Source organism: Polaribacter butkevichii (assembly GCF_038024105.1).
Lineage (GTDB): Bacteria > Bacteroidota > Bacteroidia > Flavobacteriales > Flavobacteriaceae > Polaribacter > Polaribacter butkevichii.
Genome location: NZ_CP150661.1, coordinates 2,128,026 through 2,155,003 on the forward strand (window position 1 = coordinate 2,128,026; position 26,978 = coordinate 2,155,003).

16 protein-coding genes are annotated in these 26,978 nt (G+C 29.8%); 12 read left to right on the top strand and 4 right to left on the bottom strand.

Translation table 11 applies throughout. The annotated features are described in order from the left end of the window. Positions 1-74: 74 nt before the first annotated feature. The 9 genes from WG951_RS09000 (at position 75) to WG951_RS09040 (ending at position 12,734) form a co-directional block, all read left to right on the top strand. Positions 75-839 (top strand): TatD family hydrolase, encoded by a 765-nt coding sequence (locus tag WG951_RS09000; protein ID WP_105050119.1) that lies wholly within the window; start codon positions 75-77, stop codon positions 837-839. Continuing rightward, positions 832-1,503 (top strand): hypothetical protein, encoded by a 672-nt coding sequence (locus WG951_RS09005; protein WP_146105300.1) that lies wholly within the window; start codon positions 832-834, stop codon positions 1,501-1,503. The genes WG951_RS09000 and WG951_RS09005 overlap by 8 nt, the downstream gene beginning before the upstream one ends. Before the next feature lies 1 nt (position 1,504). Then, complete coding sequence (locus tag WG951_RS09010) at positions 1,505-2,023, top strand: methylated-DNA--[protein]-cysteine S-methyltransferase (RefSeq protein WP_105050117.1); 519 nt, start codon at positions 1,505-1,507, stop codon at positions 2,021-2,023. Between the two features lie 56 nt (positions 2,024-2,079). Further along, complete coding sequence (locus WG951_RS09015) at positions 2,080-5,457, top strand: hypothetical protein (RefSeq protein WP_170062925.1); 3,378 nt, start codon at positions 2,080-2,082, stop codon at positions 5,455-5,457. A 69-nt stretch (positions 5,458-5,526) separates the two neighbouring features. Beyond that, a complete protein-coding gene (locus tag WG951_RS09020) occupies positions 5,527-5,913 on the top strand; it encodes a hypothetical protein (protein WP_105050116.1) in 387 nt (128 codons plus the stop codon). Positions 5,914-5,981: 68 nt separating this feature from the next. Continuing rightward, complete coding sequence (locus WG951_RS09025; RefSeq protein WP_105050115.1) at positions 5,982-10,301, top strand: CusA/CzcA family heavy metal efflux RND transporter; 4,320 nt, start codon at positions 5,982-5,984, stop codon at positions 10,299-10,301. Between the two features lie 2 nt (positions 10,302-10,303). After that, positions 10,304-11,440 carry an efflux RND transporter periplasmic adaptor subunit gene (locus WG951_RS09030; RefSeq protein ID WP_105050114.1) on the top strand — a complete coding sequence of 379 codons (1,137 nt, stop codon included), beginning with the start codon at positions 10,304-10,306 and terminating at the stop codon, positions 11,438-11,440. Between the two features lie 180 nt (positions 11,441-11,620). Then, on the top strand, positions 11,621-12,172 hold the full coding sequence (locus WG951_RS09035; RefSeq protein WP_105050628.1) for a DUF3575 domain-containing protein: 552 nt from the start codon (positions 11,621-11,623) through the stop codon (positions 12,170-12,172). A gap of 58 nt (positions 12,173-12,230) precedes the next feature. Then, positions 12,231-12,734, top strand: a complete 504-nt coding sequence (locus tag WG951_RS09040) for a DUF3575 domain-containing protein (protein ID WP_105050113.1) — start codon at positions 12,231-12,233, stop codon at positions 12,732-12,734. A gap of 269 nt (positions 12,735-13,003) precedes the next feature. Here WG951_RS09040 and WG951_RS09045 read toward each other — a convergent pair whose 3' ends face one another. Both WG951_RS09045 and WG951_RS09050 read right to left on the bottom strand, forming a co-directional pair. Next, positions 13,004-15,016: a hypothetical protein gene (locus WG951_RS09045; protein WP_105050112.1), complete on the bottom strand. Its 2,013-nt coding sequence runs from the start codon at positions 15,014-15,016 to the stop codon at positions 13,004-13,006. Positions 15,017-15,150: 134 nt separating this feature from the next. Further along, a complete protein-coding gene (locus tag WG951_RS09050; RefSeq protein ID WP_105050111.1) occupies positions 15,151-17,901 on the bottom strand; it encodes a TonB-dependent receptor in 2,751 nt (916 codons plus the stop codon). Between the two features lie 334 nt (positions 17,902-18,235). On the opposite strand from WG951_RS09050, the gene WG951_RS09055 reads away from it, so the two are divergent. Next, positions 18,236-19,447 carry a porin gene (locus WG951_RS09055; RefSeq protein ID WP_105050110.1) on the top strand — a complete coding sequence of 404 codons (1,212 nt, stop codon included), beginning with the start codon at positions 18,236-18,238 and terminating at the stop codon, positions 19,445-19,447. An 83-nt stretch (positions 19,448-19,530) separates the two neighbouring features. Continuing rightward, on the top strand, positions 19,531-21,786 hold the full coding sequence (locus WG951_RS09060) for an inorganic phosphate transporter (protein WP_105050109.1): 2,256 nt from the start codon (positions 19,531-19,533) through the stop codon (positions 21,784-21,786). Positions 21,787-21,851: 65 nt separating this feature from the next. On the opposite strand, the gene WG951_RS09065 is transcribed toward WG951_RS09060, so the two are convergent. Both WG951_RS09065 and uvrC read right to left on the bottom strand, forming a co-directional pair. Further along, entirely contained in the window at positions 21,852-24,053 is a 2,202-nt protein-coding gene (locus WG951_RS09065; protein ID WP_105050108.1) for a patatin-like phospholipase family protein, read from the bottom strand. Then, on the bottom strand, positions 24,050-25,846 hold the full coding sequence (gene uvrC / locus WG951_RS09070; protein WP_105050107.1) for an excinuclease ABC subunit UvrC: 1,797 nt from the start codon (positions 25,844-25,846) through the stop codon (positions 24,050-24,052). Before uvrC ends, WG951_RS09065 begins: the two co-directional genes overlap by 4 nt. A gap of 166 nt (positions 25,847-26,012) precedes the next feature. Here uvrC and WG951_RS09075 point away from each other — a divergent pair, with 166 nt between their 5' ends. Further along, on the top strand, positions 26,013-26,525 hold the full coding sequence (locus tag WG951_RS09075; RefSeq protein ID WP_105050106.1) for a hypothetical protein: 513 nt from the start codon (positions 26,013-26,015) through the stop codon (positions 26,523-26,525). Positions 26,526-26,978: the final 453 nt, after the last annotated feature.

Sequence of the window (26,978 nt, forward strand, 5' to 3'; positions counted from 1 at the left end):
TTTATAAAACGCTAAACAATAGCCCTTTTCACTAAGAATATTTAGTAGTTTTGCAGTAGAAACTTTTACACAAAATGATTACAGATACACATACCCATTTATATTCTAGTCAGTATAACGAAGACAAAGCAGCTATGATGCAACGCGCTAAAGACGCTGGTGTTAGTCGTTTTTTTATTCCTGCTATAGATTCTACCTACACAGATGTTATGTTACAATTAGAAAAAGAGTATCCTAACGATGTTTTTTTAATGATGGGACTACATCCTACTTCTGTAGGCGAAAACTATTTAGAAGAGTTGGCACACGTTAAAGAATGGCTTGATAAAAAGAAATTTTACGCCATAGGCGAAATTGGCATGGACTTATTTTGGGATAAAAGTTTTATTAAAGAACAACAAGAAGCTTTTAGAACTCAAATTCAGTGGGCAAAGGAAAGAAAAATGCCCATTAACATTCATTGTAGAGATGCTTTTGATGAAGTTTTTGAAATTTTAGAATCTGAAAAAAGTGATGATTTAAGAGGGATTTTTCACTGTTTTACAGGAACTTTAGACCAAGCAAAACAAGCTATTTCTTATAACATGAAATTAGGAATTGGTGGTGTTGCTACTTTTAAAAATGGTAAGATTGATAAATTTTTAAATGAAATTGATTTAAAACACATCGTTTTAGAAACAGACGCTCCATACTTAGCTCCAACTCCTTACAGAGGTAAAAGAAATGAAAGTGCTTATTTAACGAATGTTGTTGATAAATTGGTAGATATTTACGGACTTACTTTTGATGAAATTGCCGCAATTACAACGCAGAATTCTAAAGATGTTTTTGGTGTTTAATTTTTTTAAAAATAGAAATAATTTTTCTGGAGATAAATTTGTCATCTATATTATAACTCCAATCATAATTATTATAGTTATCATTTCTTTAATAAAGAATAATGACCAAATTGAAGGTATTAATAAAAACAAAAAAACAACTGTTGGTTTTATTACCAAAATTAGACACGGTGGTAATAATGCTGGAACATCAAATATAATTTATAAATATAATGTAAACTCTAAAAAATTTAAAACTAGTGATGCTTTATATGATGGCTATCCTAAAAGAGTTAGACTAAGTAAACCTATTATTGGTAAATATTACCCAGTTGAATATGATTCTTTACATCCTGAAGAGTCAAGAATATTAATTACTGAAAAGTCCTTAAATCCTCACGAATTAATATTGTTTGGCAACACAATCACAGGAAGTATTTCAAAAATCTTATATTTCAAAGGCAATCAATATGCAGATTTCTACATCAATTATAAATATAGAAATGAAAAATTCTCTTTTAGAACTCGTTTACACAAAGACAGCCTTAGCTGTGGAGAGATTAGTGATTGTAGAAAAAATAAAACAATTAAATTAAAAATTTCTAAAAAGTATCCTATTTTTAATAATTTATATTTCAAAAGCAGAGATAGGCAAACTAAATCTGCTTATACAAATTATAATTAATTTGAACCTAAAAACCACATATTACAAAACTCCAATAGGAACCGCAAAAATTGTGGGTGATGAAAACGGAATTCAATCTGTTTCGGTTTTAGATGATGATGCCTTGTCGGAGTTTGTCTTGAGCGAAGACGAAAGACTCGAAGTGACAAATTCTGATATTCCTAAATGTTTGCAAGATTGTGTAACACAATTAGAAGAATATTTTGAAGGTAAGAGAATTAATTTCAACTTAAAGTTGAATCCTCAAGGAACAGAATTTCAGAAAAAAGTATGGCAAGAATTATTAAATATTCCATTTAATAAAACAAGAACCTATTTAGAACAAAGCAAAGCGTTAGGAGATGTAAAAGCCATAAGAGCAGTTGCCTCTGCAAATGGTAAAAACCCAATTTGGATTATCATTCCGTGTCATAGAGTTATTGGTTCTGATGGTTCTTTAACAGGTTATGCAGGCGGAATTTGGCGTAAAAAGTGGTTATTGGCACACGAAAACCCAGTAAAACAACAATCGTTGTTTTAATTTTATTATTCAAACATTAAAAAACATATTTTTACGTTTAAATCGTATAGTTTTTTATGATTCAAAGAATTCTCTTTTTCTTATTGCTTTTTATTGGGTTTACAATCCAATCTCAAACGATATCTAAAGATTTTAGAGTTCAAAAATATTTAATTGAAAAGGATACCATTCAATTAGACTCCGTGGCTTTAAATCCGCAGAAATTTAAAGTCTTAAATACATTTTTAAAGGCAATCCCTTCATCAGAATATACGGTAGATTTTAGTAATGCCGTTTTAATCATCAACTCTAAAAAATATACAGAAATTACTGTCGAATATTTTCGTCTACCAGATTTTATCACAAAAATATATACACCGTTCGATGAAAAATTTATGGTTCCGAATGGTACAAATACCGGTAAATTATACAGTTTAACCACCAACAAAAAAGCATCAGACATAAAATTGTTTGATGGTTTACAAACCAAAGGATATATTAGTAGAGGCATAACCACAGGTAACAATCAGAATGCGGTTACCAACTCTGCTTTAGATTTAGAAATATCGGGTAAACTCTCTAAAGACGTAACATTAAGAGCCAATATTTTTGACACCAATATTCCTATTCAAGAAAACGGATATTCGCAAAACATCACCGATTTCGATCGTATTTTTATTGAAATGTTTACCGATAATTGGCGTGTAAGAGCTGGTGATATTTCACTAGAAAATAAAAAGAGTTATTTTTTACCCTTAACCAAACAAGTTTCTGGCTTATTGGTACAAGCTCAAATTAACGACAACTTAAAAGTAGCCGCTTCTGGAGCAGTAGTGAGAGGACGATTTAGTACCTACAAAATTACTGGAGTAGAAGGAAATCAAGGTCCTTATAAAATATTAGGTGCTAATAATGAAAGTGCTATTTTAATTATTGAAGGTAGCGAGAAAGTGTACATTAATGGAGTTTTAATTAAACGTGGAGAAGAGAATGATTATACAATAGATTACAACCTTGGTGAAATAGAATTTAACACTACTTACCCGATAACCAATGATATGAGAATATCTATTGATTTTCAATATTCCGAAAAAAACTACACCCGATTTGTAACCTATAATGAAGCTTCTTACGAAAGTGAAAAGTTTAGTATTGCTGGTTATTTTTATTCGGAAAATGATGCAAAAAACCAACCAGTACAACAGAGTTTAACTACAGAACAAAAAAGAATCTTAGAAAACGCAGGTAATAATACCGATTTAATGGTGGCAGAAAGTTCCTATGCAGACACTTTTAATGAGAATAAAATTCTTTACAAAAAAGTTTTAAATGGAACCGAAGAAGTTTTTGAGTATTCTACTAATACATCAGACGATTTATACACCGTAACTTTTTCTAACGTTGGCAACAATTTAGGAGACTATATTTTAGATAAAACCACTGCCATCGGAAACATCTTTTTGTTTGTAGGTAAAAACCAAGGAAACTACAAGCCCATAATTCGTTTAATTCCGCCCACAAAATCGCAGTTATTTATAGTGCAATCATCCTATAATCCTTCTAATAAAACAACAATTAATACAGAAGTAGCTTTAAGTAATAATGATGCAAATCTGTTTTCTACATTAGATGATGCCAAAAATAAAGCATTGGCAACAAAGGTGGATTGGCAACAAACCTTAATTGATAAAAAATGGCAATTACAGAGTAATATTAGTCATGAGTTTGTACAGAATAATTTTAAAACAGCACAACGTTGGGAGTCTGTAGAATTTAATAGAGATTGGAATTTATTAACCAATAATGCTACCAAAAGTTTCTTTCAATCTGAGCTTTCTTTACAAAACAAAAAAACAGACTTTCTTTTATATCGATACAACAACTTAACCTACAAGGATGTTTTTTCTGGAAACAAACATGAGTTACAATCTAAAATGAAGTTGAAAAACACGTCTTTTTATATAAACGGAAGTTTTTTAAAAAACACCTCAACTACAGAAGACGATGCCTTTTTTACTGCAAAAGCAAAAATAGAACACGATTTCAATAAAAAATGGTTGGGTGCGTTTATCAATTTTGAAACCAACAGCAGAAAAGATATTACAACGCAAGAATTCATCAATACAAGTCATAAATTTAAAGAATACGAAACCTATTTTGGTATTGGAGATACTACCAATGTCTTTGCCAAAGTTGGTTTTAATTACCGAAATAATGATAGTATAAAATCTAATTCTTTTACCGAAGTTAACAATAGAAAAACGTTTTACATCAACAGTAAAATAATACAAAACAGACAAACTAATTTAAGTGTTTTTGCCAATTATAGGCTTACAGAAAACAAGTTTACTGAGAACGAAAAATCGTTGAATTCTAAAGTTGTTTTTAATCAAGAATTATTTAAAAATTTTATCAACTTAGGTACTGTTTATGAAACCTCATCGGGTAATATTGCCAGACAAGAATATATTTATATACAAACAGAACCTGGTTTGGGCTATTATACTTGGATTGATTATAACAACGATGGCGTTAAAGATTTTGATGAGTTTGAAATTGCAGAATTTCAAGATCAAGCATCTTATTTACGTTTACCAAAACCTAATTTGCAATTTATTGCTACCCAAAGAGCCAAATTTTCTCAATCTATAACGTTAAACCCAAGAGTTTGGACCTCTAAAAACGGCATTAAAAAAGTACTTTCTAAATTTTACAATCAGAGTTTTTTAAGTGTAGAAAATGAACAACAAAGAATTGGAAATTCCTTTAATTTTAATCCTTTCGATTTTAATGAAAGTAAACTGATAGGTCTTAATTTTAACATTAGAAACAGCCTTTATTTTAACAAAAACCTTCAGAAATATAGCACTACTTATACCTTTGGCAAAAACAGAAGTAAACAACAGTACTTTATTGGAAATCAAGAAAACAACATTAAACTACACCAAGTAGATTTTGCACATAAGTTTGCTTCTTTTTGGCTGTTTGAGTTGATGGGAAAAACATCTAAAAACGATTTAGAAACTCAGAATTTTAATAACAGAAATTATACCATTAACGCCAACGAAATTCAGCCTAAAATTAGTTTCTTGTATAATGACAACAATCGTCTTACCGCTTTTTATCACTTTAAAAACAAAGAAAATAAGTTGCAAGATTTTGAGCTATTAAAACAACAGAAATTCGGAATTGAATATTTTTATATCAACAGTACAAAGAATCAAATTTCTGCCAATGTAAATGTATTTTTAAATGATTTTACAGGAGATACCAATACACCAGTTGCCTACCAAATGTTAGAGGGTTTACAAGCAGGAAAAAATTATACTTGGAATCTTTTATTCAATAAAAAACTAAATTCTTTTTTAAATCTAAACTTAAATTACCTAGGTAGAAAGAGTGAAAATACCAAAACCATACATACCGGAAATGTGCAATTAAGAGCTATTTTTTAACCAAAAATTATTCTTTATGTAACAATTATTTCATAAATAATTAAAAAAAAGGCTTTAATTTGCACCATAATGATGAAACTTATAGCAATATTGTTATCAAATTTAATTCTCTTACAGAGTTTAAATATTGGTTTAGAAACTTTTTCTAAAATCAATGTATTGATAGAACACGCTCAATTTCATCAAAAAACATACGGAGATTCTTTTATTGATTTTTTAACGGAGCATTACGGATTTGATGATGGTACTATAGAAAAACATAAAGAGCATGGCAATTTACCTTTTAAAAAAGATTGCGCAAACCACAACCACTTACCTACTGTTTTTACCTTAAACACGCAAGTTTTTGAATTGAAAGAAACCCTACCAATTCAAGTTCAACAAAAATATTATTACAAAGAATCTTACTCTTTTATTGAAAAACCTTCTGTTTTTCAACCACCCAAACACGCATAATTCAATTTTAGATTTTTAATCCTGTTTATAACAAACAGGCATTTATTATTTCTTAATTTTTATGAATTATGTTAGAATACATTATAAAGTTCAGCTTAAAAAATAAGCTGATTATTTTCATTTTCACTATTTTTATTATCGGTTTTGGAATTTTCTCATTAACCAAAATCCCTATTGGTGCTGTTCCAGATATTACCAATAATCAAGTACAAGTAATTACTACTTCACGTAATTTATCTACACAAGACGTAGAACAATTTATTACCTATCCGGTAGAATTAGAAATGGCCAATTTACCAGGTGTAGAAGAAATTAGATCTGTTTCTAAATTTGGATTGTCTGTTGTAACCATTGTTTTTAAAGACAATATGGGTACTTATTTACCCAGACAACTTATTGCAGAAAAAATAAAATCTGCTTCAGAAAAAATTCCTCAAGGTTTCGGAACACCAGAAATGGGGCCAATTACAACAGGTTTGGGTGAAATTTATCAATATATTTTAGACGTAAAACCGGGTTATGAAAACCGATATTCTGCAACAGAGCTAAGAACTATTCAAGATTGGATTGTGAAGCGTCAATTATCCGGAATTCCTGGTGTGGTTGAAGTGAACACGTGGGGAGGTTTTTTAAAACAATACGAAATTGCCATCAATCCAAATAAATTAAATGCGATGCATATTTCTGTTGCTGAAATTTACAACGCACTAGAAAAAAACAACAGTGTTGCCGGAGGTGGTTATATTGAAAAAACAAATCAAGCTTTTTTTATTCGTGGAGAAGGTTTGATAAAATCTTTGGAAGATGTTGGTCATATTGTGGTAAAAAATGAAGGGATTCCAATTTACATAAAAGACATTGCCAAAGTTGGTTTTGGAAGCGCAACACGTTTTGGAGCCATTACAGGAAATGGTCAAGGAGAAAAAGTTCTTGGTCAAATTATGATGCTCAAAAACGGTAACTCTAAAGCAATTATTGATGCCGTAAAAGAACGCGTTAAAGCAATACAAAATAATTTACCAGAAGGTGTTTATATTAACGGATTTTTAGAACGTAGTGAGTTAATTGATAAAACCACATTTACGGTTTCAGAAAACTTAATTTTAGGATCGTTAATTGTCATCTTTGTAGTGGTTTTATTATTAGGAAACCTCCGCTCTGGTATAGTAGTTGCCTCTGTTATTCCATTAAGCTTACTGTTTACTATTTCATTGATGAATACTTTTGGAATAGATGCAAATTTAATGAGCCTTGGCGCTATCGATTTTGGAATTATTATTGATGGTGCGGTTATTATTGTAGAATTTATAGCTTTTAGAATTATAAGTGAGAGCGACAAACTAAAATTACTTAAAAAAGAAGAAAAACAAGAAGAAATTGATGCAATTACATTAAAAAGTGCTTCAAAAATGATGAATTCTGCCATTTTTGGTCAATTAATTATTCTAATTGTTTTCATTCCTATTTTGTCTTTAAGTGGTGTAGAAGGCAAAATGTTTAAACCCATGGCATTAACATTTAGCTTTGCATTAGTTGGCGCAATGCTACTTTGTTTAACCTATGTACCGGTGGTTTCTTCACTATTTTTAAAACCGAGTAAACCAAGTGACAAGAATATTTCTGTACGTTTAATGAAGATTTTAAATTTATGGTACAAGCCTTCTATACACTGGGCTTTACAACATAAAAAAATTGTTATTGGTTTAGCAGGATTCTTATTAATATCAAGTATTATTTTGTTTACTAGAATGGGAGGAGAATTTGTGCCCACTTTAGATGAAGGAGATTTTGTAATTCAACCTGTATTAAAAACAGGAACTTCACTCGGAAAAACCATTGAAATCACTACCAAAATAGAACAAATTCTTTTAGATAATTTTCCTGAAGTAGACCAAGTAGTTAGTAGAATTGGTGCCGCAGAAGTACCAACAGACCCAATGTCTATGGAAGAAAGTGATGTAATTATTAAATTAAAACCAAAAAGCGAATGGGTTTCTGCAAAAAGTAAAGATCAATTAGCAGATAAATTTAAAGAAGCTTTAGCCATAATTCCGGATATGGAAGTAGAATTTACCCAACCCATAGAAATGCGTTTTAATGAATTAATTACAGGTGTTAGAGCCGATGTTGCTATCAAAATATTTGGCGAAAACTTATCTGTTTTGGCTACAAAAGCAGATGAAATAAGAACGCTTATTAAAGATGTACAAGGAGCATCTGACATCATTATAGAAAAAGTAGAAGGACTCCCTCAAATGAGTGTTACTTTTAATAGAAGTAAAATTGCTCGTTATGGTTTAAATATTTCTGATGTAAATCAATTAATAACTATGGGTTTTGCAGGCGGTACAGTTGGTAATGTTTTTGAAGGTGAAAAACGTTTTGACTTAGTAATTCGATTAGATAAAAATAACAGAAAAAACTTATCTAGTCTTCAGCATTTATATGTAGATACTCCTGGTGGAAATAAAATTCCTTTAAGCGAATTAGCCGATATTAAATACACAACTGGACCTGCAAAAATATCTAGAGACGACACCAAACGTAGAATTGTGGTTGGTGTTAACGTAAGAAATAGAGATTTACAATCTGTGGTAGATGATGTTAAAACTATTATTGATAGTAAACTTAAATTACCTGTTGGTTACACAATTACTTATGGCGGACAATTTGAAAATTTACAAAGTGCCAAGGCTCGTTTAAAAATTGCGGTACCAATTGCATTGGTCTTAATATTTCTATTACTCTATTTTGCATTTGGCTCTATAAAAGAAGCGTTGTTAATCTATTCTGCTATTCCGCTTTCTGCTGTAGGTGGCGTTGTATTGTTATGGTTACGCGGGTTACCTTTTAGTATTTCTGCAGGTGTTGGTTTTATTGCATTATTTGGAATTGCCGTATTAAATGGAATTGTGTTAATAGAACATTTTAAAGAACTTAAAAAAGAAGGAATGGATAATATTGAAGAACGCATAAAACGAGGAACAGCAGAACGATTAAGACCTGTTTTATTAACAGCAGCAGCAGCAGCTTTAGGTTTTTTACCAATGGCCATTTCTACAAATGCCGGCGCAGAAGTTCAACGTCCTTTAGCAACGGTAGTTATTGGTGGTTTAATTACAGCAACTATTTTAACGCTTATTGTTTTACCTGTATTATATGCTTGGTTTGAAGAAAAAAAATCACGCAAAATAAATAAAACAGTAATCATTACTATTATTGGTTTTTTATCTGTAGCTAATACAAATGCACAATCTCAACTAACAATTGAAGAAACCTTGGCTTTGGCTATTAAAAATAATGCCAATTTAAAAGCTTCTAATTTAAAAATTGATGAAAGCAAAGCTTTGATAGGAAATGCTTTTAGTATTGATAAAACTTCTATTTACTATAATTATGACGAAAACAATTTAGCAACAAACAATCTGCCTTTAAAAATATTTGGTATTGCCCAAGATTTTAAATTTCCAACAGTTTATTTTGCTAACAAAAAAGTAAACAAAGTAAAAGTTAGTATCCAAGAAACTAATTATAACATTCAAGTTTTACAAATTAAAAAAGCAGTTTATGCTCATTATTATCAACTAAGCTATGCTAAGAATAAAGCTGAAACGTATCGATTTTTAGATAGTTTGTATCAAGATTTTGCAAAAAAATCGGCACGTAAATTTAATTTAGGTGAAACCAATTATTTAGAAATGATTACTGCAAAATCTAAACAAAAACAGTTAGAAACAAGCTATAAACAAGCGGTGCAAGAAGTTGTATTTTCTACCGAACAATTAAAAAGCATTGTACAAACAGATACGTTACATATTTTAGATGAACCGCTTAAAAAACTAAATGTACAAAGTATAGCTACTAAAGATAATCTAGGAGTTCAATATTTTGAAGATGCTAAAAACTATCAAAATGCTTTGTATCAAAAAGAAAAGCAAAGTTTATTGCCAGATATAAGTTTAGAATATTTTCAAGGTACAAATAACCTATTAAAAAACACTGTTAGCGGATATCAAATAGGATTAAAAATACCATTATTTTTTACGGGAAATACTTCAAAAATAAAAGCTTCTAAAATTTCTAAGGACATTATTTTAGAACAACAGCAAGATTATAAAATAAAGTTAGAAGCCGAGTACAAAGCTCTTTTAGCAACGTTACATCAATATAACGAAGCTGTAAATTACTACGAGAACCAAGGAAAGAACCTAAAAAACGAAATTATAAAAACAGCCAATCGTACCTTTAAAGAAGGTGAAATTGATTTTTTTCAATACATCCAAAGCATAGAAACCGCTAAAGATATTGAACTATCATACCTAAACAATTTAAACGCATACAATCAAACGGCTATCAACATTAACTATCTTATTTTAAATACATTTTAAAAATGAAAAACATATATATACTCTTATTTTCATTACTTTTTTTTACTTGTGGAAATACCGAACAAAAGACAGAAACAGTTAAAGAAACTACAATAACTAGCAATCAAATTAAAATTAGTACACAACAATTTAAAAATGAAGCCATGCAATTAGGTGAGCTTTCAGAACAAACTTTTAATACCGTTATAAATGTTAATGGTATGATTGATGTTCCGCCAGAAAACAAATCTAGCGTAAGTACATTTGTTGGTGGTTACGTAACTAAAATTCCGCTTTTAATTGGTGATAAAGTTAAAAAAGGTCAATTAGTGGCCATTTTAAAAAACACAGAATTTATTAAAATTCAACAACAATATTTAGAAATTTCTGCACAACTCAATTTTCTAAAAAACGAGTATCAAAGACAAAAAACCTTGTTTGATGAAAAAATAACATCGCAAAAAAACTACTTAAAAGCAGAAAGTAATTACAAAGTTAGTTTGGCTAGTTATAACGGATTAGGTAAAAAATTACAAATGATGAATATCAACCCAAACTCTGTTAAACAAGGCAACATAACCTCTACCATAAATTTGTACGCACCAATTAGTGGCTATGTTACAAAAGTAAATGTAAGTAATGGCTCTTTTGTGTCTTCGTCTAGCGAACTATTAGAAATTATAAATACAGATCATATTCATTTAGAATTATCTGTTTTTGAGAAAGATATTTTAAAAATTAAAAAAAATCAAAAAATAGAATTTAAAATTCCAGAAGCATCAGATAAAACTTATGAAGCAACAGTGCACTTAGTGGGAACCTCTATAAACGCAGATAGAACCATTAAAGTGCATGGACATATTAACGATGAAGAAAGTAATAATTTTATTTCGGGAATGTATATTGAAGCCGCTATTATTTGTGATGTAAAAAAAGAAATATCGTTACCAAAAAGTGCTATTAAAAAAAGTGAAGATGTTTATTTTGCGTTGGTTTTAAAAGAACAAAAAGATGATTATTATCTCTTTGAAAAAACAAAATTAAACATTGGGTTGCAAAATGAAAACTACGCACAAATAGTAGATGATACTTTATTGCAAAATAAAAAAATACTCACCAATGGAAATTTTATGTTATCCGATGATTTTAATGATGAATAAATTGTACTTTTTTTTTATCATTTAAATAAAAAATAAAATACTTTATAAAGCCTAATGTTAAATTATTTTGATGAAAATTAAAAAAGCGACATCCAACACACATATAATTTAAAAATTATTTTTTAGATTCTAGACTTTTTTTAAGATATGTTTGCAACATAACTTTAAAAAAAGATGAAAATGAAAAGAATTGCCCTAATTGTGCTATTATTTAGCAATTTAATTATTTTTTCTCAAGAGAAAGAAGAAAAATTTCCGCAAGACATTAACAAAAAACATGAGGTAAAACTAAATGTTTTTGGTGTTCTAGTATTTGAATGGATAGATGTTTCTTATGAGTATTTAATTAATGAAGAATCATCTTTTGGAGTTGGTGTTCTTGTAGGTTTTGACAATAATGAAGATATAGATGAATATAGAAAATTTTCTTTAACGCCTTATTATAGAAGATACTTTTCTAGCAAGTTTGCAAGAGGTTTTTTTGTGGAAGGTTTTGGAATGTTGCACTCTTATGAAAACAATAATTACGACTATTATATTAATGGTAATTACCAGCACAATGATAAAACAAATACAGAATTTGCTGTTGGTATTTCAGTTGGTGGAAAATTTATTTCTAAAAAAGGCTTTACTACAGAAATTTATTTAGGCATAGGCCGTAATTTAGGTAGAGATAACGGCTCTTTAGAAGTTGTAGGCAGAGGTGGGGTATCTTTAGGCTACAGGTTCTAAAAAATCAATCTTATTTACTAAATTTGCCTTTCTATAAAAGGATATAAAAAATAAAAACATGAAAAAAATACTTTTAGCTTTCGGACTCTTAGTTAGCTCTTTAAGTTATGCTCAACAAGAAATTAAATTAGATATTGGAGATGCTTTGGTTATAAAAAACTTAGAGTTTTCTTATGAAAGCTACATCACAGAAAATTCTTCTTTTGGTGTTTCTACTGCTTTTAACTTAGCAAAACAAGAAGCTAAATTTAGATACAATGAAAATACCATGATTACTCCTTATTACCGTAATTATTTTTCTGCAAACCAACAATGGAACTTTTTTGGTGAAGCTTTTTTTGGAATCAATTGGGGAAAAGAAAAACTACCTAATAATGGAGGTAGCGACTTTACTTATGAAAAATATACAGATGGTGCATTAGGTGTTGCTGTTGGTACAAAATATATTGCTGAAAGTGGTTTAACAATTGATGTACATGCTGGTATTGGTAGAAACTTATTTAGTACCGCCGCTCCTACTTTAGTGCCTAGAATTGGTGTAAATGTTGGTTGGAGATTCTAATTATTACTTACCTTATAATTTATAAAACGCACTCTAGAGTGCGTTTTTTTTTGTGACTCACATAATGTTTCACTCTAAATTAACCTACCAATATACTTCTAATTTTAACCACTCTAAAGCATCTTTTTTAGCATACTTAAGTAATACCTCTTACATTAAAACATCTTTATTTAGATGTAAAATTAGCGCATAAAAAAAATCTCTTGAAGTAAACTTCAAGAGATTTTAAAATATGTATAGTTTAGTAATTCTAAAATTACTCGCTTATATTATAAACCAGCATTTCTCCAAGTCCAAGCAGAAACATCTACTTTAGTACCTGTTTTATACTCTGCTGTAGTTGTTGCTGCAGAACCATCTATCATTACATTTGCTAAAGGACCATCATCTTTCATGTCGATGTTTTTAGCATATCCTTCTAACCAAATATTAGTAATTGTTGCTCCAGAAGTCTTTTTAAATTGTAAAGCAGTACCATCTACAGTAGAAATTGCTGTTAAGTTTACAAACTTAGGATTCTTATTATCTTTATCTCCTTCAAAAGCAGTAGAAAAACCAGCAACCGTATGAGAAATGTATGTATTAGTAATTGTTCCATTCCATCCTTCTGTCCAGTCTACAGAATCATCTTCATTATTTTCTAAGTATAAATTTTCAGCAGAAACTGTTCCTCCAAAAAACTCAACACCGTCATCTGCACCATCAATTACAGAAATATTTTCAATTGTAGTTCCAGAACCAACCGCATAAAAAGAAACTCCGTTGTACTGAGATTCTGAGTTAATCTGAGCTCCTGTTCCTCTAATTACTAAATATTTTACAGAACCAGAGTTATCTGCATCATTTGTACCTCCGTAAATAAAACCACCAACTTCTGCTTCTGCGTTTACACCTGCAGTTGTTGTTGCGTTACCACAAATTGTTAATCCTCCCCAATCTCCAGGATTACCAGATGCTGAAGAAATTACTACAGGATTATCTTCTGTACCTTGAATATCTATTTTACCACCTTGTAAAACGGCAATATAAACTCCTGTTCCACCATCTCTAGCAGTAATTTTTGTTCCAGCAGGAATTGTTAATGTTGCACCAGATTGTACAATGTAAGATGAATTTAAGCTATAACTAACAGAAGCATCTAAAGTAACATCTGTAGTTACTGCTCCTTGTAAAGAACTACTTTCGAAAGATAATTCTGTTGGTACCCAATCAAAATCAGAAACTGTTACAGTTGGTACAACCGTAGTGTTTAATGTGTAAAAATAATCTCCTGAAGCAGTCATTGCATCCTCAGAACTAAGAGCAACTGGCGTATAACCGTCAGACAATACAACGTTTGATGTTGCACCACCATCTTTCATATCTAAATCTACATCGTAACCACTTAAAGACAAACCTGTAATAGTACCTCCAGATTCTTTTTTAAATTGTAAAGCTGTTCCTCCTACTGTAGAAATTGCAGTAATATTATTAAATTTAGGATTTCCATTATCTTTATCTCCCTCAAAAACTGTAGAAAAACCAGACTTTGTATGAGAAATATAAGCCGTATTTACGGTTCCATTCCATCCTTCTGTCCAATCTATAGAATCATCTTCGTTATTTTCTAAATATAAGTTAGAAACAGAAACGGTACCTCCAAAAAATTCGACACCATCATCAGATCCATTAATTACAGCAACATTACTAATAGAAGTACCAGAACCAACTGCATAGAAAGAAACTCCATTATATTGAGATTCTAAACTAATTTGAGCACCAGTTCCTTTAATCACTAAATAATTGATAGAACCTGAATCATCAGCATCATCTGTACCTCCATAAATAAAACCTCCAACTTCTGCTTCTGCACCTACACCAGCGGTAGTAGTTGCATTACCACAAATTGTTAATCCTCCCCAATCTCCAGGGTTACCTGAAGCAGAAGCCATAATAACTGGAGAAGAAACAGTACCTTGAATATCTATTTTACCTCCTTGTAAAACTGCAATAAAAACTTCCGTTCCTCCATTTAAAGCTTGAATTTTTGTTCCTGCAGGTATTGTTAATTTTGCACCTGAATCTATAGTAAAAGATCCGTTTAAGCTATAGGCAGTTCCTGCATCTAATGTATAATCTTCATCAAGATTACCATTCATAATTCCAACACTTAAGTTTTCAATTACTTCAGATTCTCCACCAGGTATAATAATTTCTGGTTCCTTACTACCACAATTGGTTAAGGTTAATGTAACTAAAGAAAAAGCTACAATATTAAAAATTTTAAAAATTGATTTTTTCATTTTATTTTAATTGGTTATAATTTTATTTTTTACAAAGAAACTACCCATTCCTTTAGTTTTCTTTACCTAAATATTAATAGTGTGTTAGGGTTTATTTAGAAAATCTATGGTTTGTTAACCCTTAGTTAACTTACCTAAAAAGTATACTTTACACTTAGCGTTAATTGGCTTCCTTTTTTATAAGACAATACAGTTTCATTGGTTTCTACATCTGTAATTAAGCTTCTTACTTTTTGTGTTTGCTTTATTTCTGGGTTCAATAAATTTCTACCTACTAACTTTACTAATATGTTTTTCGTTAATTTTTTACTGACTACTAAATCTAGCGATACAAATCCTTTTTCTATAATTTCATCATTATATAAAGAGGCACTATTTGCAAAATCTTCTGGAGAACCTAGAGCAAATATTTTATCAGAAGAATAATTACCTGTTAATGTTGCAATCAATTCATTTTCTTTTTTATCACTAAAACTTAAAGAACCATTTGCTATAAAATCAGAAGCCCCTTGTAAGCTAGACTCTGTAATATCTTTGTATTGAAAGTTTTCTAGTAAATCTTGCTTTAGCCACATTTTTGTAACATTTGCTGTTAAGTTTAAAATACCATCATCATCAGCATTTTTTAACAAATCTGTTTTTGCTTCTATTTCAAAACCATAAACAGTTGCCTCATCACCAGTGTTTGAATATTGAAAATTACCAGAAGAACCTCTAGCTTGTGCTAAGTTTATTGGGTTTTTAATTTGTTTATAAAATGCTGTTGCAGAAAAAAGCTGTCCTCTTTGTGGAAACATTTCATATTTTACATCAAAATTATAAATATCAGATTTTTCTAATGCCGGATTTCCTTTAACAACTCGACCTGTCGGTGAAACATACTCAAAAGGTGCTAACTCTTTAAACTCTGGTAATGTTTGCGTAATGCTAGATGCAAAACGTAAGTAGTTGTTTTCTGATAATTCGTATTTTAAGTTTACACTTGGATATAAACTTTCATAAACTCTATTTAAGGTTCCTATTCTACCAACATAATTGGTAATATCCCAAGTTACATCTAACTCATCTCTTTCGTAACGCAAACCTAAATTACCAGATAACTTGTTTCCTAAAGCAAAATCGAAGTTTACAAAACCAGCCATGATATCTAAATCTGCATTATACCTGTCTGTTTCTCCTACTCTTAGTTTTAAACCATTATTAAAACCACTAGATGTAATTACAGAAGAAATATCATCTACAGAAGGAGCTGTAAAATCTTTAGCTCTAACACCTACAAATAAAGATTTAAAGGTTCTTTCTTTATGTCTTACATTGATTCCATAATTTAAAGAATATGGTTTATTATCATCTTCATCTTTAATTCCTAATGCCCATTTATTTTCTATAAGCGCAGCATATTCTGTGTCTTGTATTTTTTGACTAGATTTTCTTTGTTGATAATCTCCAACATGAGAAAACTGAATTTCTGGTGAAGTGGTAACGTCTAAAATATTTACTTCATTTCTAATTCTGTTTGGCTCTTCTGCTAATACAAAATTATAACCACCTGCCCAGTTTAAGGTATTATTTTCATTCCATTTATGCTCACCTAAAAGTTGGTTTACAAACATAGTAGTTTGTTTAAAGTTTTGATCTCTTACAAAAGCGCCTTCTTCTTGTGGATCTTGATCAAAAACATACCCTAAACCATTTCTACCTTGCTCATACAATCTATCTTCACCTTTATTAACAAATAAAGTATTGTATTTAATTTTATTAGTATCGTTAAGTCTTAATTTTACATTTACATATCCTGTAGTATTAGAAGTAATATTGTATTGCTCTACATCCGTAAAACTATTGTTTAAAACATTAGATCTAAAACGTTTAAAAAGTCCTTCTTTATATTCAAAAGATTTAGAATGAGATCCTGTTAAAAAAACAGCAACTTCTTTACCTAATACAGAAAACTTTTTTGCTGCAGAAAAAGAACCACTAAAATTAATTGGAGTTGCAGTTGTTTCTGTATCCCAACCTTGCAACGTAATAGCATTTTGAAGTGCGTACGTTTTTTTATGAAACCCTAAAGTGACATCATTATTTATAATTGATGTTCTAAAATCATCGGACAAGTTTAATACATTTGTATTTGTACCACCAGAAACAGAAATAGAATATGCTTGTTTAGAGTACTCTTTAGTATTTACATCTACATTACCAGAACCTTGATCGGCATAACTACTAGTAGCATACGTTTTGCTAATACCTACATTTTTAATAATGTTTGTAGAAAACAAATCTAAATTTACATTTTTATTTTCTACATCATCCGAAGGAATAGGTAAACCATTCATGGTTGTAGATAAATATCGATCTCCCAAACCTCTAATATAAATGTTACCAGAACCTTCACTTTTAGTTACCCCAGAAATTTTAGTAGTGGCATTAGCTGCATTAGAAACTCCGGTTTTAGCTAAAGTTTGCGCACCAATACTTTCTTTTATTACCGTTGCTTTCTTTTGGTCTAATAGTAAAGCAGATACAGACTCTCTACTAGTAGAAGATTTTACAACAATCTCATCTAAAGAAACGCCTTCTTCTGCAGATAATACTTGGTTAACAGTTACAGTCTCTCCTGCAACAATTGTAATTGATTTCTCAATTGTTTTATATCCTAAGAAACTAAAAACTACAGTATGCTTTCCGGCTGGTACATTTAACATGTAATTTCCATCAAAATCTGTTGTTGCTCCTATAGTTGTTCCTTTAATAAGAACGTTTCCAAATGGCAACGGCTCATTATTTGCTTCCTTGTCCGTTAATAAACCTTTTAACGTTCCTTTGCTTTGTGCAACTATTAATTGACTGAAAGCCAAAAAAGTAATAAATAAAAATTTTTTCATTTTTTTTCGTATAATTTACTTCGGCAAAAGTCCACCGCATTTGTAAACTCTATGTTAGTTCAAAATTATGCTTGTATTACAGAAACATTAACTAAATGTTAATTAACAAAAATGAATTAACCTTTAGTTAATTTAAAAGAAACATTAGATTTAATTATTGATTGCACATTTGTAAAAATCTTTAAAGATAAATTGTCATCATAAATTAATTAGTTTTTGTCGACTATTTTATATGACCTACTGCCTTTGGCCAAGGCAGTTTTTTTTATTAATACTCTATTAACATTAATTTAACATAATTATCGGTTCTTTGCAGTGACAAAAACTAATAATTATGAGAATTTCAATACTGTGTATAGCAGTAATTGTAACCTGTTTGTGCACTTTCTTAACCACAAACGGACAAGAAACTAATACCCCAAAGTTTGGTAAAGGGCTATTTAACTTAGTTGGTAAGGATAGTACTTGGACTATGAAAGTAGGATTTCGATTCCAAACCTTAGCAACTTCTCAATGGGATGTAAATAATGGTCTTTCTAATCCAGAAACATCTATGTTAATTAGAAGGTCTCGTTTAAAGTTTAACGGTTTTGCTTATTCTCCTAAATTAGAATACAAAGTAGAATTAGGTTTATCTAATAGAGATCAATCTGGTGCATCTGAATACACACACAACTCACCTAGATACATAATGGATGCCGTTTTAAAATGGAATTTCTCAGGAAATTTTGTTTTATGGTTTGGACAAACAAAATTACCAGGCAATAGAGAACGTGTTATTTCTTCTGGTAATTTACAAATGGTAGATCGTTCTTTATTAAATAGTAGATTTAATATAGACAGAGACATGGGACTTCAACTAAAACATAAAACAAAACTATCTGAAACCTTTTTAATGAAAGAAACACTTTCTGTTTCTCAGGGTGAAGGAAGAAACGTAACTACAGGAAATGAAGGTGGTCATCAATACACCGCAAGAGTTGAGTTTTTCCCTTTTGGAGATTTCACAAGCAAAGGTGATTATAAAGGAAGTGATTTAAAATTTGAAGAGCATCAAAAACTATCTGTTGCCTTTGGATATAATATAAATAAAAATGCCGTTAGAAATAGAGGAAACCAAGGTAGCTATATGACCAATAATAGTGGTACATTGTATAGTACAGATATTTCTAATGTTTTTATTGATGCTATGTACAAACACAAAGGGTTTTCTTTAATGGCAGAATACGCAAATAGAAAAGCAGATGATCCATTCGCAAAAAATACTGATGGAACTCTAACTGGAGATATTGTACAGGTTGGTAACGGATTAAATGTACAATCTGGTTACTTAATTTCTAAAACAGTAGAAATATCTACACGTTACACAAATGTTACTTTAGATAGAAATATTACAGGTAAAGGGGCAGAAAATCAATACACTTTGGGTGTTTCTAAATATATTGCAGGTCATAAATTAAAAGTACAAACAGACCTAAGCTATACAGATATTGGTTTTACATCAGATCAACTACTGTTTAGATTACAAGTTGATATTCATTTTTAATAATAATTAAGATAACATAAACATAACATTCACAATTTTTTGTGTTTGTAAATTTGCAGAACAAAAAAAATTAAATAAACAACATGGGAGATCCATATATTTTAATGTTAGTAGCTTTAGCTATTTTAGCTATTGTAGATTTAGTTATAGGAGTAAGTAACGATGCTGTTAACTTCTTAAATTCGGCCATTGGTTCTAAAGCATTATCTGTTAGAAATATAATGATAATTGCTAGTTTAGGTGTGTTTTTTGGTGCCGTTACCTCTAGTGGAATGATGGAAGTTGCTAGAAAGGGAATTTTTAACCCAAATATGTTTATGTTTCAAGACATTATGTTCATTTTTATGGCCGTAATGATTACAGATATTTTATTACTAGATATCTTTAATACTATTGGAATGCCTACCTCAACTACCGTTTCTATTGTTTTTGAATTGTTAGGTGCTGCAGTTTGTATTTCTTTGATAAAAATATCTGCAAATGAGGCACAATCATTCTCAGACCTTTGGAGCTATATCAATCATGAAACAGCGACTAAAATTATTTTCGGAATTCTACTCTCCGTTGTAATTGCCTTTTCTGTAGGTGCAATTGTACAATTTACCTCTAGATTAATTTATTCTTTTAATTTTGATAAAAGAGCTACTTATATTAGTGCTTTATTTGGTGGTTTTGCAATTACAGCAATTACTTATTTCATCATTATTAAAGGATTAAAAGGAACTCCTTTTTACAAAGATATAGAGCACTTAATTGAAGGAAACACCTTATTAATTATAGCAGGTAGTTTTGTAACTTGGGCAATTATTTCTCAAATTTTAATACAATTTTTTAAAGTTAATATCTTAAAATTAATTATTGGTATTGGTACTTTTTCTTTAGCAATGGCATTCTCTGGAAACGATTTGGTAAACTTTGTAGGTGTACCTATTGCCGCTTGGAACTCTTACCAAACTTGGGAAGTTTCTGGTGTTGCTGCAGATGCTTTTTCTATGGGAATTTTAGCAAAAAAAGTACCTTCTAATGTTTGGCTACTTTTAGTGGCTGGTTTAATTATGGTAGTAACCTTATGGACTTCTAGTAAAGCACAAAACGTAATAAAAACTGGAATAGATTTATCTCGTCAAGGAGAAGGACATGAAAAATTTCAACCAAACACTTTGTCTAGAGTATTTGTAAGAATTGCCATGGGACTTAATGTAGGTATTACTTATATCGTTCCTAAATCTACTTTAGCATATATAGATTCTAAATTTCAGAAACCTGTTATAGAATTACCAAAAGACAAAACATATGAATTACCGGCTTTCGATTTAGTAAGAGCTTCTGTAAATTTAATTGTTGCTGGTATTTTAATTTCTATTGCAACTTCTATGAAACTACCTTTATCTACTACTTATGTAACTTTTATGGTTGCCATGGGTACTTCTTTAGCCGATAGAGCTTGGGGACGTGAAAGTGCTGTATATAGAGTTGCAGGTGTAATAAATGTTGTTGGTGGATGGTTTTTAACTGCAATTATAGCCTTTTTAGCTGCAGCCTTAGTAGCGTATTTAATAAGTTGGGACATGATTATGATACCTATCTTATTAGCTGTGGTTGCGTTTTTAATTACTAGAAACACTTTAAATCATAGAAAAAAATCTAAAGAAGTTAAAAAACAAGAATTTATAGAAAGAGCCGAATTAATTACAATTAACGGAGTTATTGAAGAAAGTGCAGATCATATCTCTGAAGTTGTAAACCGTGTAAACAAATTATATACAAATGTTGTAAATGATTTATCTAACCACGATTTAAATAAATTACGTAAAACAGATAAACACGTTGCTAAACTTAATGATGAAATTGATGGTTTAAAAGATGGTGTTTTCTATTTTATTAAATCTTTAGATGAAACTTCTGTACAAGCTAGTAGATTTTACATTATGGTTCTAGGTTATTTACAAGACGTAGCACAATCTATTAGTTATATTTCTAGAGCAAGCTACAAGCACGTAAACAACAATCATAAAAACTTAAAGAAAGCACAAATAAATGATTTAAAAGAAATCAGTGCTCAATTATCTACTTTATTAACTAAAGAGGCTACTATTTTTGAAAAAAGAGACTTAGATAACCTTAATGATCTTTTAATAGAAAAAACAGAGTTGTTAAAAAATGTATCATCATCTATAGAAAAGCAAGTTGCAAGAATTAGAACAGATGAAACGAGTCCAAAAAACACAACCTTATATTTTAGTGTTCTTTTAGAAACAAAAGATTTAATTAAAGCTTTAATGAACTTATTAGAAACTTATGAAGAGTTTCATTTAAGTACAAAACAAGCTGTAAAATAAGTACAAGTTTATCATAAAAAAAAGCCATGAATTTAATTCATGGCTTTTTTTTTATAAAGATTGATCTAAAACCAAAACCCTAAATTAAATAACCAATAATTATCTTTATTGTCTGGAGACCAACTATATTTAATTTCTAACGGACCAATAAAGGTATCATAACTATATCCTAAGGCATACCCAGATTTTACATCTTTAAAAAGATCTATATTCTTAAAAACGTTGTCTTCTAACCTACCATAGTTAGCTATAAGAGAAACATAATGTTTTTTTGCAATGGCATATCTAAAATTAAACTCTGTCTTTAAAAAAGTATTATCAGACAGTTCTGCAAAATCATATCCATAGAAAGAAACAAACGTATTGATATAATTTTTGTTATAACCTCCTAAATAAAAATCAAAAACATCAGATTTGGTCTCATTTAAAGTAAAACCTGCTTCACTTGTTACTTGCAAAGTTAGTTTATCCCAAAAAGTGGTTGCAAAACCCAAGGTTCCTTTTGTTTGTGCAAAAAGTGTAAAATCTTCATTATAATCAGATGAAGCCATGTACCATTTAAAGTTTAAATCTGCAAAATAGCCTGTGGTAGGAAAATATTTTTTATCGTACGTATCTAGTTTTATATACCCAAAACTATTTAAATAATGACTGGCATCAAAAATAGTTTCTTGGTTACTCGCAGAAGCAATTGTTTCTGTGGTTGCTTTTACATATTTATGCTCTAAACCTACCCCAACAGCAAACCTTCTATTAAACGTAGTTTGTAAAAAAAATTGATTGGTTATATCTGTATATTTTAAATTGATACTACTCACATTTGCAAACTCAGAAACAATTGGATTAAACTTAGAATTAGATCTAAAATGATTATACCTAGACCTAAAACCATAACTAATATAAAACCCATTATCTACAAAATAATTTAAGTTATATCTTAAATTATCACCTAAAATCATATCAAAAGAAAATAAATCGTTTTCTAGTAATAAATGTTTTTGATTGTAATTTACTAAAACTCCCGATTTGTATAAAAAATCATAATGAACCCCTAATTTTAGATTTGCATTTTCATCAGACTCATTTAAATGCAATTTTAAACTATACGTGTTGTCTTTCTTTTTACTTAATTTATATTCTATTTTCTCATAATTTTTTGTGGATGATAAAAAATAGATTCTTTTGGTAATTTCTTTTCTAGAAAGGCTATCTCCTTCTCTAATCTTTATTTTACCTAAAACAAAGGCTCTTGTATAGTATTTATAACCGGTTAAATCGATATCGGTAATTTTAAATTTTTGATCATCAAAATTTAATTTTTTATGCTTTTTCTTATGCGTTTGTTTTAAAGCTAGCTTTTTAAAAACGTCCTTAAATTTTTGTCCTTCTTCAATCCCTTTCTGTAAAATTTCTTCTTTCTGATCAAAACTAACAACATTATACCCCTTTATATCTGGATGAATGTACACATCTAACTTTTCTTTTTCTTTATCAGTAATACTATACATTTTATAACTAACAATCTGGTCCATAATAGCAACCACAGAGTTTAGTTTCTCTTTATCGTACAATTTACCTTCTACATCTACCCCAATAACAACATCTACTCCCTTAGATTTCATAATACTTACAGGAAAATTATTTGCTATTCCACCATCTACCAACAACTTATCTCCTAAAACCACAGGGTTTAATAGGGTTGGAAAAGATCCACTAGCTCTTAAGGCTAAAGGCAAAGAACCTTTTTCTAATAAAACACCGTTTCCGTTTTCTACATCTGTTGCAATACAAAAAAAAGGAATTTGAAATTTTTTAAAATCAGAAATACCTTCTACAGAAGCTAATAATTCCATTAAAAAATTGAGTACATTTTGCCCTTTAGAAACCGCTCTAGGCAGCCCTATTTTTCCTTTATGAACAGGAAGAGTAAATACTGTTTTCTCTCCAAATTCTTTTTCAAAAAAAGGTTCAGAATTTCTGGGTATTTTATCTTGTAATAATGAAACAAAATCGGTTTCTAAAACAATTTGTTCTATCTGTTCTCCAGAATATCCTATTGCATATAAGCCACCTATAATTGCGCCCATACTTGTGCCACCAATATAATCTATCTGTAAACCTGCTTTGTCTATTTCTTTTAAAACACCAATATGGGCAAAGCCTTTTGCGCCTCCTCCGCTTAAAACTAACCCAACTTTTGGTTGCTTTTTCTGACTAAAGGAACTAACAGAAAATACTAAGAAAAATACTAAGAAAAAATTTTTCATTTTGCTTCAGGATTGAAAAATTGATATACTTTTATAGCTCTGGCATTTCCTATAACTTCTTTTAATTCATCTAAAGAAGCTTCTTTAACACGTTTAGCCGACTTAAATTTACGTAATAAAGTTGTAATTGTTTGCTTACCAACATCAGGAATTTGTTCTAACTCAGATTTAATGGCACTTTTACTACGCTTATTTCTGTGAAACGTAATTCCGAATCTATGCGCCTCGTTTCGTAAATACTGTGTTATTTTTAAAGTTTCCGATTTTTTATCAAGATATAAAGGAATTGGATCTCCTGGATAATAAATTTCTTCTAAACGTTTTGCAATACCAATAATGGCAATTTTACCCCTTAAACCTAAATCATCTAACGCTTTTAAACCAGATGATAATTGTCCCTTACCTCCATCAACAATAATTAACTGAGGCAACGGTTGTTTTTCTTCTAACAAACGTTTGTACCTTCTAAAAACAACCTCTTCCATAGACGCAAAATCATCTGGCCCTTCCACTGTTTTAATATTGTAATGTCTGTAATCTTTTTTACTTGGTTTACCATCTTTAAAAACCACACAAGCCGCCACAGGGTTTGTACCCTGGATGTTAGAATTATCGAAACATTCTATATGACGTGGCTCTACATGCAAACGCAAATCTTTTTTCATTTGCGCCATAATTCTTTTAACATGTCTGTCTGGATCTACAATTTGTACCTGCTTAAATTGCTCTTGCCTGTAGTATTTTGCATTTCTTTCAGAGAGTTCTACAATGCGTTTTTTATCGCCTAATTTAGGAATGGTAACTTTTACTATTTCTCCTAAATCTACTTTAAATGGCACATATATTTCTGGCGATTGAGAATCGAATCGTTGTCTAATTTCAACAATAAAAAGCTCTAATAATTCTTTATCAGTTTCTTCTAATTTTTTCTTAATTTCTGTAGTGTGAGACTGAATAATAGATCCGTTAGAAATCTTTAAAAAATTAGCGTATCCATGTGTTTCATCAGAAATAATAGAAAAAACATCTACATTATTTATAGACGGATTTATAATGGTACTTTTAGACTGGTAATTGCTTAATAAATGTAACTTTTCTTTAATTTTCTGCGCCTCTTCAAACTCCATTTTTTCGGCAAAGTTTAACATCATTTGGTTAAACTTATCTAAGCTTTCTTTAAAGTTTCCTTTTATAATGTTTCTAATTTCTGCAATAGAATTACTGTAATGACTTTCCGTTTCTAAACCTTCACAAGCACCTCTACAATTTTTTAGATGATATTCTAAACAAACTTTATACTTACCTTCATTTACATTCTGATGGCTTAAATCGTAATTACAAGTTCTTAGCGGGTATAATTCTTTAATTAAATCTAATAAAATTCGCACCGTTTTTATAGAGGTATAAGGACCAAAATATTCTGACCCATCTTTTATAACTCTACGTGTCATAAAAACTCTTGGAAAGCGTTCTTTTTTAATACAAAGCCAAGGATACGATTTATCATCCTTTAGCAAAACATTGTAACGTGGTTTGTATTTTTTAATTAAGTTATTTTCTAATAATAAAGCATCTGTTTCTGTATTAACCACAATATGCTTAATGCTAACAATCTTTTTTACTAAAACTCTGGTCTTACCATTTTCATGATTTTTGTTGAAGTAAGAAGCAACTCTTTTCTTTAAATTTTTAGCTTTACCTACATAAATAATTACATCTTCTTTATCAAAATATTGATAAACTCCGGGTTCATTTGGTAAGGTTTTAATTTGAAGTTCTAAAGGTGTAGGCATAGTACGAAATTACGGATTTTTAAACCAATACAAAATAGAATTAAAGAATAACACACAAGGTAACAACATCTACTTTTAGTTTATATTATGGTTTCCCATACAATGATATTTATTTTACATAACTTTATGGCCTAACTAAATTTAATTTAAACTAATACTTAAACTTATGTGTAATTGTAACGAAAACTTAGAAAACTTAAAAGAAAGTGTAGACTTAACTGTAAAAAACAACAAAAACACCAACATTACTTTTAACATTAATATTAATGGTACTAAAAAAAAGACTCCAGTACCAACACCTTCTAAGGTAAACACCATTTCTCTAGACGAAGCCAAAAAATGGGCTAAAAACTGGAGAAACTTAGAATCTGACTACAACAAATACCATAAATGTCGTGCTTTTAACATCCCAAAAATAGATTTACAAGAAGTTCTTGCGGAAGACGGAGTAGAAAGTATACGCGCATATATTGGTGTAAAAGAATCTACAAACAGTAAAGGTGAAAAGGAATATGAAGAAAAATTAATGATTGTAGGCGTAGATGAAAACGGAAAAGATATGTTGCCTAGTGCTACTAAGGGAAATACTTTAGCTGCTGAAAGTGCAGATGATAGTGGTATTTTTGATTTCTCAAGGCCTTGTCCAGAAATGTGCGATGAAGCTAGCCCTTTAAATTAATGTCTTTTTTTGACTTAATATCCTTTATAGGAATATTTGTTTTAATTATAAATACATATTTTTACTTTAAAAGCTATCTAAATTATTCGATAGCTTTTAAAGTATTTTCCATATACTTATTTTTAACTTTATTAATACAAATAAGTTCTTCTGTTTTATTTCAACTTGGAATTAATAATTTATACTTAAGTCACTTCTATTTTATTAGTCAATTTATATTATTAAGTTTTTTTTATTCATCTCTTGAAAAAAAGAATTCAGTCAAAAAAGGGATAAAATACATATTACTTATTGGTCTAATTTTTATAAGCATTTATTATACAAAAGACCCTGAAACATACTATAAATTTAACATTTTTGAAATTATTGTAACTTCAATTCCATTAATAATTTATAGTTTCTTATTCTTTCTTAAAAGGATTGATAATGAAGATAAAAAATTTATTTATATAA

Bases quoted from the DNA above. Each gene is read 5' to 3' on its own strand.
- WG951_RS09015 (WP_170062925.1), top strand. From the start codon at position 2,080: ATGATTCAAAGAATTCTCTTTTTCTTATTGCTTTTTATTGGGTTTACA.
- WG951_RS09060 (WP_105050109.1), top strand. From the start codon at position 19,531: ATGGGAGATCCATATATTTTAATGTTAGTAGCTTTAGCTATTTTAGCT.
- WG951_RS09040 (WP_105050113.1), top strand. From the start codon at position 12,231: ATGAAAAAAATACTTTTAGCTTTCGGACTCTTAGTTAGCTCTTTAAGT.
- WG951_RS09000 (WP_105050119.1), top strand. From the start codon at position 75: ATGATTACAGATACACATACCCATTTATATTCTAGTCAGTATAACGAA.
- WG951_RS09020 (WP_105050116.1), top strand. From the start codon at position 5,527: ATGATGAAACTTATAGCAATATTGTTATCAAATTTAATTCTCTTACAG.
- WG951_RS09050 (WP_105050111.1), bottom strand. From the start codon at position 17,901: ATGAAAAAATTTTTATTTATTACTTTTTTGGCTTTCAGTCAATTAATA.
- WG951_RS09045 (WP_105050112.1), bottom strand. From the start codon at position 15,016: ATGAAAAAATCAATTTTTAAAATTTTTAATATTGTAGCTTTTTCTTTA.
- WG951_RS09035 (WP_105050628.1), top strand. From the start codon at position 11,621: ATGAAAAGAATTGCCCTAATTGTGCTATTATTTAGCAATTTAATTATT.
- WG951_RS09065 (WP_105050108.1), bottom strand. From the start codon at position 24,053: ATGAAAAATTTTTTCTTAGTATTTTTCTTAGTATTTTCTGTTAGTTCC.
- WG951_RS09030 (WP_105050114.1), top strand. From the start codon at position 10,304: ATGAAAAACATATATATACTCTTATTTTCATTACTTTTTTTTACTTGT.
- WG951_RS09055 (WP_105050110.1), top strand. From the start codon at position 18,236: ATGAGAATTTCAATACTGTGTATAGCAGTAATTGTAACCTGTTTGTGC.
- WG951_RS09025 (WP_105050115.1), top strand. From the start codon at position 5,982: ATGTTAGAATACATTATAAAGTTCAGCTTAAAAAATAAGCTGATTATT.
- uvrC (WP_105050107.1), bottom strand. From the start codon at position 25,846: ATGCCTACACCTTTAGAACTTCAAATTAAAACCTTACCAAATGAACCC.
- WG951_RS09075 (WP_105050106.1), top strand. From the start codon at position 26,013: ATGTGTAATTGTAACGAAAACTTAGAAAACTTAAAAGAAAGTGTAGAC.